The following is an 11,834-nucleotide window of genomic DNA, read 5'->3' as shown; positions in this document are numbered from 1 at the left end:
GACAAGGCTTTTTTATTTAACCATTAAGATCTTTATTTAAGTGCCAATTGAAGTTCACGATTACGCTCGAGTTGCGCAATAAAGTTATCAGCAATAGGCTTAAACTTAGCAAGCTCTGAGCGTGGTAATGGCTCAGATTTAGGTAATTTCACGGTTTTAGGGTTACGGTGAACACCGTTAACCAAAAACTCATAATGTAAGTGCGCTCCAGTTACTCGACCTGTTGAGCCTACAGTACCAATTTTCTCACCTTGTTTGATTTTTTGCCCTGTTCTAACTAGACGCTTGTTAAGGTGTAAGTACTTAGTAACGTACTGCGTACCGTGGCTAATAAATACGTAATTACCATTGTATTTACTGTAGCCCGCTTTGATCACCTTACCATTACCCGATGACACAACCGGGGTGCCTGTACGTGCGGCGTAATCAATACCTCGGTGTGCTTTTACTTGTCCTGTAACAGGGTGTAAGCGGCGAGGATTAAAGCTTGAGCTGATATATTTAAAGTTTACTGGTGCACGTAAGAAGGCTTTTTTCATACTGCGACCTTCAGGGGTATAAAAATTACCGTCTGTGTGTCGAATTGCTGTGTAACGTTCGCCTTGGTTTATAAATTCAGCGGCAATGATCTTACCAGTGCCAATAAATTCACCGTCAACAAAATGAGACTCATAAATTAAGCCAAATTCATCACCTTTACGGATGTCATTTGCAAAATCCACGTCCCAACCAAATATATCGGCAAAGTTCATTATTTGGCGTTCACTTAACCCTGCTGCGATCGCCGATGTCCAAAAGCTACTAGAAATTTCACCACGTGCGGTTTTGCTCAGTGTTTCTATTTCTTTGCTGTCAATTGAAGTGTCGTATTGGCCTTCGTCATTTAGGGTGACAAATAAGGTATCTGTTTTAGAAATAACATAACGTAATTGAGCTAACGAGCCATCTTCTGCAGTTGCAAAGCTTAGTGTTTCACCAGGGTGAATTTTGGTTAGCTTACGTGTTTCAGCATTGGTATTAACCAGTTTATAAAGCGTTTGCGCAGAAAAACCAGCGCGCTTAAAAATGATCGCTAAATTGTCACCATTTTTAACAAGGTGATCGACAAAATCGTACTCTGGAAGTTTTTGCGCTGCTTGCTCTGAATTTAAGTCGGTGAGTTTTTCGTTTTCACCTACTTTTATTTGTAATTCGTAGCGCTTACCAATCTCTAGCGTGTTCTCGCTATTGTCTTTGGATGCAGTGGCTTTTTCAGAAGGTAAAAAAGCTAAGGCAACAATAGCAGAAACCAAACCTAGAATGAGCATTTTGTGTTTTTTGGGGAGCGTGTTAACCACGTGGACCATAACGTGCCTTTTTCTGCTGTCAAGATAATAAATAGATTATATTGCAGGATATAACGAATAATCTGTGAATACTAGTATTTTGTAGATTTAAACTCGCGTTAAATTAAGCTAAAATCATAGGGTATTCAGGCTGTTTGTGTTTAAAGTTGAACAATCGGACTATTTTATATTCTTGGATACTTTGCTTTTTCATCGTAATGTTAAATTAGCTTTTAAAACGATTTAATAGCGAGAAGTGATTAATTTATAAACTGTTTTTTGGGTTTTTATAAATACTTTTAGCGTATTATTAATCGCTCTTTTATATCCCTTTTTAGAACGTACACCCTGCATTTTAGTCGGTGCTGCGATTAGTTAAAAAAGTTGTTCTAATTAAGTGGAAATTTGTTATGTTAGCTAAATAGTTTTATTTGCTTTGTTAAAACGCGCTAGCAATAAATCGTGAGCATATTACACCCCTTCGTTGTCAGAATTTTTTGGAGTAACACACAGTGGATTTACAAACCGCTCTAGCAGAGATAAAACGCGGTGCAGAAGAGATATTAATTGAAGATGAGTTGGTTGAAAAATTAAAGTCGGGGAAAAAGCTAAAAATTAAAGCTGGTTTCGATCCTACGGCTCCAGATTTGCATCTAGGTCACACTGTACTAATTAACAAAATGAAAACCTTTCAAGATTTAGGTCATGAGGTTATTTTCTTAATTGGTGACTTTACCGGTATGATTGGCGATCCAACGGGCAAAAATGTAACCCGTAAGCCACTGACTCGTGATGATGTGCTTGCTAATGCCGAAACCTATAAAGAGCAGGTTTTCAAAATTTTAGACCCAGCTAAAACAACCGTTGCTTTCAACTCTACGTGGATGGAAACATTGGGCGCGGCGGGAATGATAAAATTAGCCGCTCGCCAAACTGTGGCGCGTATGCTTGAGCGTGATGATTTTAAAAAGCGTTATGCTGGCGGCCAATCTATCGCAATCCATGAGTTCTTATATCCACTTGTGCAGGGCTGGGATTCAGTCGCACTTGAGTCTGATGTTGAACTAGGTGGTACTGATCAGCGCTTTAACCTACTAATGGGTCGTGAGCTGCAAAAAGATGAAGGTCAAAAACCACAAACCGTACTAATGATGCCTTTACTTGAAGGGACTGATGGCGTTCAGAAAATGTCAAAGTCACTAGGAAACTACATAGGTATTACTGATACGCCTAGCGACATGTTTGGTAAAATCATGTCAATTAGTGATGTATTAATGTGGCGTTACTATGATTTGCTAAGCGGTTTGTCTATTGAGCAAATTGCAGCGCAAAAACAGCGTGTAGAGCAAGGCACTAACCCGCGCGATATTAAGATTGAATTAGCGAAAGAGTTAATTGCACGTTTCCATAGTGAAGCAGACGCACAGGCTGCTCATGATGACTTTATTCAGCGCTTTCAGAAAAAAGCACTACCTGATGAAATTCCAGAGCTGACAGTAAATATTGATGAAGACACGATTTTAATTGCTAACTTGCTAAAAGAAGCGAGCTTAGTAGCGAGCACTTCAGAAGCTATGCGTATGATCAAGCAAGGTGCTGTAAAGCTTAACGGCGAAGAAAAAATTACCGATACCAAATTGGAAGTAGCAAAAGGAACAACCGCTATTTACCAAGTAGGTAAACGTAAGTTTGCAAATATTACCGTAGCTTAAAACTTTATAAAGTATTAAAACCAGCTTCGGCTGGTTTTTTTATGACTGATTAAACAGTTAGAACGGCCCTTATAATTTCAACGCTAACAATAACGAGTAGCCAAAAAAATCGGGCTTGATTTAGGGTGTTCAGTAGCTTTGGCACATCATCAGCACTTGGCAGGCGCTCAGCACCGACCCGCATTTTATTGAAACGCTGCTTACTATAAATAGCAGGCCCACCAAGTTGCACTCCTAAAGATGCAGAGCACACACTAAGTAACCAGCCAGTATTGGTTTGATAAAAATGACGGCCATAATGCTTAATATAGTGCATGCTTTTTTTACTGGCTTTAAGTGACGCTATTGTCAGCGCGAGTAACCGCATGGGAATGTATTCAACAATAAAAAGAACGAGTTTAAGTGGCGTCAAAAAAGAGCTGTCGGGGGCTATATCAGTGCGCCATGCTTGTTGGATTAAGGTAAGTAAACGGTAGGCGAGAGCGGCAATGGGGCCCAATAGTAAAAAAATAAAAATAACTACAAAATAATGGCGTGCTGTTCTCAGTATGACACTTTCCATGACCGCTTTAATAACCCCAGGGTTTGAAAGTGCGTTAACTTCACGGGCTACTAGTGGTTTTAATAATTCTCGCGCAGTCGATTTTTGATTATTTTTGGTTAATTTCGCAATGCGGATCGCTTTTTTATTCAGGCTAGTGCTTTCTAAGCATAAATATAAAATAAGACCGGATAGCAGTTCAGGGTAAAAGGCAAACTGCAGCAGTAAAACCACAATAATCATAATAACAGCTAAAACAAGGGTGCTTGCCAGTGAAGCGGCTAAATAATGATATTGTTTGCTGTCTGTTTTTTTATAAATACGCTGACCAATCGCGTTAAAAATGGCAGAAAGTATATGATTAGGGTGATACCAGCTAACTAAAGGTAAAAAGCGCTCAGCTAGGAGCGCACAAATAAATACAATAAAGTCCAAATGATTTTGAACAATATTATTGAGCATTTACAGCGTAACCGCCGTTAACTTTTCTAGTAATGCCACCACCATTTTTGATGAATTAATAGAGGCTGTTTCTAAGTACTCTTCAAATGACTGTGGTGACTCTTTGCCAGCAATATCAGACATTGAGCGAATAACAACAAATGGTGTGTTAAGTGCAAAACACGTTTGTGCAATTGATGCACCTTCCATTTCTACTGCCAGCATTGTAGGGAAGTCACTGCGTGCTTTTTCAATGCGAACAGGGTCACACATAAATGAATCACCAGTACAAATTAAACCAACAAGCGTTTTTACTTCGCTGATTTGTGCAATTGTTTGCTCGGCGGCTTCTACTAGCTTAGGGTGCGCTGCAAAACCTGCTGGCATTTGTGGTACTTGACCAATTTCGTAACCAAACGCTGTTACATCTACATCGTGATGACGAACTTCTGATGAAATCACCACATCACCAACGTTAAGTGAAGGGTCGAAACCACCGGCAGAGCCTGTGTTAATAACACAATCAGGCTTGAAGTTATCGATAAGTAAAGTGGTTGCAATAGTTGAAGCAACTTTACCAATGCCTGATTGCACTAAAGTAACGGTATTGCCCGCAAGCTCACCAGTATAAAACGTAAAGCCTGCTTTGGTTAAAATCTGTGGATTTTGCATCGCCTCGCGCAAAATTTTAACTTCTGGCTCCATTGCGCCAATAATACCAACATTCATAGTGTTAAATTCCTAAGTTTGAATAGCCTGATTATACGTGAAGTCAGCTATAAAAAACAAAAAAGCGAGCCATTTAAAATGCTCGCTTTAATAGATTGCTTGTAATTCGATAGTTATATTTCAGCAAGGGCAGTGGAATGTGCTTTTGCTTGAGAAGGTGATAATACTGCTGGCTTATGTACTCTTGCGCGAGTCGGGCGTGCAGGTTGTGATTTAGCTGGCTTACCTAATTTAAACATAATAGCATCGCGAACTTCACTTGGGCGGTAACCTGACTTCACTTTCATACGAATATGCGGAATGCCAGCTGCTTCTAATGCACCATTAACAAACCAATCACGTTGTGCTTTGTGGCCATCTTTGTTGGCGTTGTTGACTAAGTCAACAGCGGCCACTATGGTCATTTTTTCTTTGTCTACTAGCACAAAATCGAGCTGTTTATTTTTTGCTTTAGCCATTGCCGCACGTTTAGATTTAACAGACAGACCTTGTTTACAGTCAATCACATCGATTAGTTTAACGCGACTAACAATTTTATATTGGTCGCCAACAGCACGCTCTAATAAGCCCAGAAACGCCCCTTCTACTTGGGTAAATACACTTTGTTTACGAGTAAAAGGATAAGGGTTTCCGCCATCATCATTAAATTTTGACGCAACCACTGATGCCCCAACAACTAGCACTAATATTAATAATAAAGCGAATTCCATACGGTAACTCCATAACAACAAATTGACACTGCTTTTCTAAAGCAAGTTATGTGCCCAAATAGTTGTTATGGCTATTTTAGTTACCGTTGTTATTTAAAGTGCTGTGTATCCGCCCTCGATACCTTTTACTGCAATCGCAACTGCATCATGGGCATGCAAAGACTCATAGTGATTAATTTGTAAAAAGTAGTCGCTATACTGTTTTGCTTCTAAGGTGGTTTTAATCTTTCGTGCTGCATCTTCACAAAACATCAGGTTTTGACCATTTAAGCGAGCAAACTCTTGTTCATCTTCACGCTTTACCGCGGCTTGTACTGGTGTTTTAAGCTCATCTTCTAGTAGATTGATTAAGTTAACCACATCAAACTGTTCAATATTATTCGCTAGTTTAACTTTAACATTGGCAATAGAGCGCTGTGAATGCGGGGTCGCGACAATCCCTTGAGTTGTTCCAAGCCACTCTAAAACCTCAGATTGAGTTAGTGTTTCTTGAGCAAACTTTTCGCTAAACGCATTTTGGATCAGTTGGCGAGCAAGGGCTGCAGAGCAGGGACAGGTTGATGAGTAAGTAACATCAACACTGAGTTCAAAACTAATGACACCTTGATTTATGGTACTAGTAAGTACAATAGGGTAGCTTTTCCAGCCCGCTTTACCGCTGAGCAATGATTTACGGCGCAGTGGTAATTCAAACTTAAATTCGATTTGTGCTTTATCGCTCAAGCCTTCATGGCTGGTGATAAAGGTATCTAATGCTTGTGCTAAGGTGTGTGGGTTGACCTGTTGCTCAGTTGAGAGGTGATCAAGTGCTAAAAACAGACGCGACATGTGGATGCCTTTAGCATCCTCTTGGTGTAAGTTAACAAAAGCGCGTGCTTTTGCATTAACGGTAACTGGAGCTAAATCAAGAGATTCAAAAATAAAAGGCAGCTCTATATCGGCCATACCTACCCAGTCTAATTTACCTGTTTGTAATGCGGCAGCCGTGTTAGCAATATCTGGCATAGTCGTTTGCATGATACGTTACTCGTTATTTGCAATATTTAAGACGCCGCATATTACACTAAATAAAGAGTTGCTGAAATGCAGCAAATAACAGCAAACATGAAATTTTATTGTTTTTGTCGCACAACATGAAAATAGCTGATAGAAAATGCTAAAATTAGCCTTTAATCATACTTACTTATAAAAACTAAGCATTTAGCTTTAGCTAAGAGAAAAACTGATATATGACTGATTCTTCTTTGAACCCGTGGGTTCGAGTTCTTTCCAGTTCAATAACTCGTTTTGGTGAGTTTAAAACTGCAGCTATTTGCTATGCATTATTACTGACGGTATCGCTGGTTTTATCGAGTATGTTTTACTATGTTGCCATAGGGGAAGTGAACTTAGTTGATATACTCGCTGTGGTATTTTTTACCTCAGTTGTTTCTCCTTTGGTGATTAGCGTACTGCTTAACTCTATTCGGCAACTTGATGCCTCTTATGCCTATTTAGATAGTGCCACAAAACAAGAAAAGCTTTTAAATCAAACCCTCAAAGACAATATTAATCGTTTAAACATTGAAATTGACGAACGTAAAATGGCCTTTCACGCCAAGCATAGAGCAATAGAAGAGCTCAGACGTGAAATTGCAGAGCGTAAAAAAACGCAACAAGAGCTCGCCCAACAAGGCATGTTACTGCGCTCAATTGTCGACTCCTCGCCAGATTTATTTTATTACCGCGATAACAACGGGGTATTTGCTGGTTGTAATAAAATGTTTGAAGAGGTGATGGGCAAAACCAGTGGCGAATTAATTGGTAAAGCCGCAGAAGAAATATTTCCAAGTCACTTTTTATCTGAAGTACTCAGAACCGATGAGCAAGTTGAACGGACTCATCAAGGTTTAACTATTGATGTAGAGTATTCTGTAAATGGTGAGATAAGATGGTTTGAACTCAGAAAACTTCCCTTTATCAATGAGCAGGGCGATTACATAGGTTTACTCGCTTTTGGTCGTGATATTACCAGTCGTAAAGAAGCCGCGCAGGCACTGGAGACTGCTTATAAAGACAAAGGGAAATTTATTGCCACATTAAGCCATGAGCTGCGTACTCCGCTCAATGGTATCGTCGGTTTAACCAGAATGCTATTGGATACTGAGCTTAATAAACAGCAGCGTAGTTGGTGTAATACGGTATTTTCAAGCGCCGAAACGCTGGGTAACATATTTAACGATATTATAGATTTAGATAAAATTGACCGTGAGCAGTTAGATATTGCCGCTAACGAAATTAATGTGTCTGACTTTATCAATGATGTGGTTAACTTTGCAGGCCTTATTGCTGAGCAAAAAGAGCTTTCCTTTGAAGTGAAGCGTTCGGGCATGCTTGATATATACGCCTTACTTGACCCCACACGTTTACGCCAAGTGGTGTGGAACTTAATTAATAATGCGGTTAAATTTACCCAACAGGGCAGTGTCACCTTAGATTGCGGTAGAGAAAACCGCGAAGATGGCCCATGGCTTATTATAAAAATACTTGATACCGGTGAAGGGATCCCGCAAGAACAACTTACCCGTATTTTTGATATGTATTATAAAGCGCCTGATCTTAAAGGGACTAATGCAATTGGATCGGGTATTGGCTTAGCTGTAACAAAAGCGTTAGTAAGTGCTATGAAAGGCATTATAACTGTTAATAGCACCCCCGGAGAAGGGAGCTGCTTTACCGTACAAATTCCGCTGAATTTATGTAGTGCACCTACCGAGCATAGTTATGTGGGACGTAGCTTATATATTTTATTAGTGGAAGATGTACCACTTAATGCTGAAATCGCAACTAACCTATTAGAACAGCGTGGGCATGAAGTGCTGTGGGCTGAAACGGGTGAAGATGCTTTATCGTTTGTAGAGACCGAAGATGATCTTGATTTAGTATTGCTTGATATGCAGCTTCCAGATATTAATGGTGATGAAGTAGCAAGGCAAATACGCGCACAAAGCCATTTTGATCAGCTACCTATTGTGGCACTTACCGCCAATGTTCGCAGTGCTGAAGAAGAGCTTGAGGGAATTTCTATTCAAGGAGCGTTAGCTAAACCAATAAACACCAGTAAGTTAGATAATATGCTCGCTGAACTCTTTGGTATTAAACAAGCGCAAACCGAGGCTCCTCAACGAGTAGTTAATCAAGAGTTATTAAATCAAATAAATACTGACTTGTTAGATGTTGAAACCATTGAAGACTTTGTAAATTCGATGGGCGTTGAAGTATTTAAACGCAGCAGTCAGCTGTTTGCAAAGCTAAATCCGCAGTATCAACAAGAGCTATTAGCGTCATTAAAAGCAGCAGACAGAGAAGAATACAAATCCGTTGCGCATAAGTTAAAAGGTGCCGCAGGTTCGGTCGGTCTGAATGATGTGCAGTTGCATGCCAAGCAAATGGAGCATGGTGCGCTGGAGCAAAGTGATGAAGTATTAACAGTTTGGCTTGATGAATTAGCAGACAAAATAAATGAAGGACAACAGGCCCTTCATTTATTTTTACAACAATTAGAATAAAAACTAATTAGCTGTCGATTTTACCAATGAAGCGGTAACCTTCACCATGAATGGTGCTGATTAACTCAGACGTTGAGTTGTCGCTTTCAAAGTGTTTACGGATACGACGAATAGTAACATCAACTGTACGGTCGTTAGCGCGAAGCTCACGGCCAGTCATGTGCTTAATTAGCTGCTCACGACTAAATATACGACCTGGAGAGTCAAGCATTAAACGCAGTGCTCTGTATTCGCCTTTAGGTAGACGCTTTGCGTCTCCGTTTGGAGAAGTAAGGCAACGACTGTTTTCGTCAAGTTCCCAACCGTTAAAGGTGATCACGCCATTTGTTTCAATAGCTGATTCTTCACCACCTAATGCAGTACGCGTAATTAAGTTACGAGCACGAATAGTTAATTCACGCGGGTTGAAAGGCTTAGTAATATAGTCATCAGCACCAATTTCAAGACCTAAAATACGGTCTACATCGTTGTCACGGCCTGTTAAGAAAATAAGACCAACTTTGCGTTTTTGGCGTAATTCGCGAGCTAAAATAAGCCCGTTTTTACCTGGCAGGTTGATGTCCATAACTACAAGATTGACGTCATCGTTATTTGTAAGCTTATCATGCATATCATCGCCATCAATGGCTTCAATAACTTTGTAACCTTCGGCTTCAAATAAACTAACGAGGTTTAGTCTAGTTACGTCTTCATCCTCTACGATCAGAATGACTGGCGTTTGCATTTTTAATTAACCTTTTTGGAGTGTGTTTTATTTTAAAATCGGTGTGATCATCAAAACCGATTACTAGAATTATAGGATTATATCTAAATGTTAACAAGTAAAAACAAATTAGATAAAAACAGCTGCGCGCCCTAACCTACTTTGACGTATTATTAAAAACCGCGGCTTAATTGATACTTAACGTTGGATGTATAATTTGAATTATAAAGTCGAAGCCATTTCCCTTTAATAATTGATACATCCATCAACCACCTAAAGATACTTAAAATAATCAGACTAATTCAAAACGAAATTATATCACTTTACAATTTTTCATCAATGTATGTGATATGTTAAACACAATTAAGTTCATTAATTGTGTGAAAATACAGCATTAATGATACAACTGTTCAATGAGTGCTGTCTTAGTATGGTCATAAAGTCGTAATTCAAGAGCAGGCAACGGATTTATTTCACTTTTTAAAATAGCGTAATAATAAATCGTGCTCCTGATTGATACTCAGTATCTAACACAATTTCTCCAGCCAAAGCCTGGGTCACTAAGTTGTAAACTAAATGCATGCCTAATCCACTGGCTCCTTGACCGCGTTTTGAGGTAACAAAGGGGTCAAAAATTTTCGCTCTTATGTTGCTCTCTACACCTAGGCCGTTGTCGGTGTAGGTAATTTGTGTTTGTGTGTTTGTTGCCACAATATCAATCTGCACTTCATTGTCACCGCCAGCTACAAATCCGTGTAACAGGGAATTTAAAATAAGCTGATGGAATACTTGCTGCAGTGGCCCTTTTTTACTTTCAACGGTTAAATCTGGGGGACAATTTATAAGAACTTTAGGGTTTTTAATTTTTAGCTCCTGCCCCATAGACAGTAGCGTATCGTTTATGAGTTGTTGTAAATTAACAGTACTGGTTATTTCATCGTCTTTGATCACCGCAACTTTTTTAAAGTTAGAAATGAGCTCTGCAACGCGGTTTAAGCTGCTATATATTAAGTCTAAGTTTTCGATACCATCGTTAGTAAATTGCTCGAATTGACTCGCTGTTAATGATTTATTATGAAAATTAACCTGTAGCTCTGCGAGTTTATCTCGCAGTAAAGTAGAGCCTGTAATACCAAGTCCAATTGGTGTATTTACCTCATGGGCAACCCCTGCCACCATTTGCCCCAATGAAGCCATTTTTTTATTTTCAACAATTTGAGTTTGGTATTGGTGCATCTTTTCAAGTGTAGATAGCAACTCTTTATTTGCTTCTCTGAGCGCGATGGTTCGTTGACTTACTTTTTCTTCAAGATTTGAGTTTAGTAGCTTAATTTCTTTTTTATCTTCTTCGTGGCGCTCTATTTGTCTTTGTGTTCGCGCCAGCATTACATTTAAGCTATTAGAAAGCCGGGTTATTTCAGTTAAGTTTGTTAAAGGCGCCCGGGCGTAGTAGTTATGATTTTTAGCTATGTTTTGCAGTAACAAGCTTAAGTTTTCTATGGGGCTGGCTATCCTTTTTTGTAGCCTTAAAATAATCAAAGAGATAAAAATAAGTATTAAAGCGATAATGGCAATATCAATTATAATTTTTTTAGTGATAAGCTTATTTAAGTTATCCAAGCTGCTCCTAATATACACATAACCCAGTAACTGGTCATTATTGAGTATTGGAGTAATGTATTCAATAAACTCATCACCTACTTGGGGTTCTATAAAGTCGTTAATACTGTCTGTTTTGATTGGTACAGGTGGCGATTTTCGGGCATTAAAACTGGTAAAAAATACTGGTTTTCTTGTTTGCTCATCTAGCGCATAAATATGTAAGTTTGTAACCGATGATACTTGTTGAAGCAGCTTCAAACGTCTTTCTTCTGCAGGCCTATTTTTATTTAGTAATGAGGGCATCGCGTCGAATGCAATGATCTCTGATACCAAGACAAGTTTGCTAATGAGCTGCTTTTTTTGCTCTTGCGCACTTAAATAGGTAGAAATTGAAAGCGATAATAACAAACAGATAGCTGTTATAAGCATGATGGTTTTAAACAATATGCTACGAATGCTATTTTGCTCTACAGTTTTGGGCATTGCGAGAAGGTCATCCGTGTCAATTGTGAATCTAATAGGT

At 39.1% G+C, this 11,834-nt stretch carries 9 protein-coding genes; 2 read left to right on the top strand and 7 right to left on the bottom strand.

Going from position 1 to position 11,834, the window contains the following annotated elements; all coding sequences use genetic code 11:
• Positions 1-32 precede the first annotated feature (32 nt).
• A complete protein-coding gene (locus P20311_RS05235) occupies positions 33-1,346 on the bottom strand; it encodes a peptidoglycan DD-metalloendopeptidase family protein (RefSeq protein WP_008110453.1) in 1,314 nt (437 codons plus the stop codon).
• A gap of 491 nt (positions 1,347-1,837) precedes the next feature.
• Between P20311_RS05235 and tyrS the strand changes: the two genes are divergently transcribed.
• Positions 1,838-3,037: a tyrosine--tRNA ligase gene (gene tyrS, locus P20311_RS05230; RefSeq protein WP_008110451.1), complete on the top strand. Its 1,200-nt coding sequence runs from the start codon at positions 1,838-1,840 to the stop codon at positions 3,035-3,037.
• Between the two features lie 49 nt (positions 3,038-3,086).
• Here tyrS and P20311_RS05225 read toward each other — a convergent pair whose 3' ends face one another.
• The 4 genes from P20311_RS05225 to folE2 form a co-directional block, all read right to left on the bottom strand.
• On the bottom strand, positions 3,087-4,040 hold the full coding sequence (locus P20311_RS05225; RefSeq protein WP_008110450.1) for a regulatory signaling modulator protein AmpE: 954 nt from the start codon (positions 4,038-4,040) through the stop codon (positions 3,087-3,089).
• Positions 4,041-4,748, bottom strand: coding sequence for a 5'-methylthioadenosine/S-adenosylhomocysteine nucleosidase (gene mtnN, locus P20311_RS05220; protein ID WP_008110448.1), 708 nt, complete (start codon positions 4,746-4,748; stop codon positions 4,041-4,043).
• Positions 4,749-4,861: 113 nt separating this feature from the next.
• The gene (locus P20311_RS05215; RefSeq protein WP_008110447.1) at positions 4,862-5,458 is read right to left on the bottom strand and encodes a DUF2726 domain-containing protein; all 597 of its coding nucleotides are present in this window, start codon (positions 5,456-5,458) and stop codon (positions 4,862-4,864) included.
• 93 nt (positions 5,459-5,551) lie between these two features.
• Positions 5,552-6,475, bottom strand: coding sequence for a GTP cyclohydrolase FolE2 (gene folE2 / locus P20311_RS05210; protein ID WP_008110446.1), 924 nt, complete (start codon positions 6,473-6,475; stop codon positions 5,552-5,554).
• A gap of 212 nt (positions 6,476-6,687) precedes the next feature.
• On the opposite strand from folE2, the gene arcB reads away from it, so the two are divergent.
• Entirely contained in the window at positions 6,688-9,006 is a 2,319-nt protein-coding gene (gene arcB, locus P20311_RS05205) for an aerobic respiration two-component sensor histidine kinase ArcB (protein ID WP_008110445.1), read from the top strand.
• A 7-nt stretch (positions 9,007-9,013) separates the two neighbouring features.
• Here the strand turns inward: arcB and arcA are convergent, their stop codons facing one another.
• The gene (arcA, locus tag P20311_RS05200) at positions 9,014-9,730 is read right to left on the bottom strand and encodes a two-component system response regulator ArcA (RefSeq protein WP_008110444.1); all 717 of its coding nucleotides are present in this window, start codon (positions 9,728-9,730) and stop codon (positions 9,014-9,016) included.
• Between the two features lie 459 nt (positions 9,731-10,189).
• On the bottom strand, positions 10,190-11,794 hold the full coding sequence (locus tag P20311_RS05195) for an ATP-binding protein (protein ID WP_008110443.1): 1,605 nt from the start codon (positions 11,792-11,794) through the stop codon (positions 10,190-10,192).
• Between the last annotated feature and the right edge of the window lie 40 nt (positions 11,795-11,834).

Source organism: Pseudoalteromonas sp. BSi20311, assembly GCF_000239875.1.
Taxonomy (GTDB): domain Bacteria; phylum Pseudomonadota; class Gammaproteobacteria; order Enterobacterales; family Alteromonadaceae; genus Pseudoalteromonas.
This window is presented reverse-complemented; position numbering and strand designations above follow the sequence as displayed.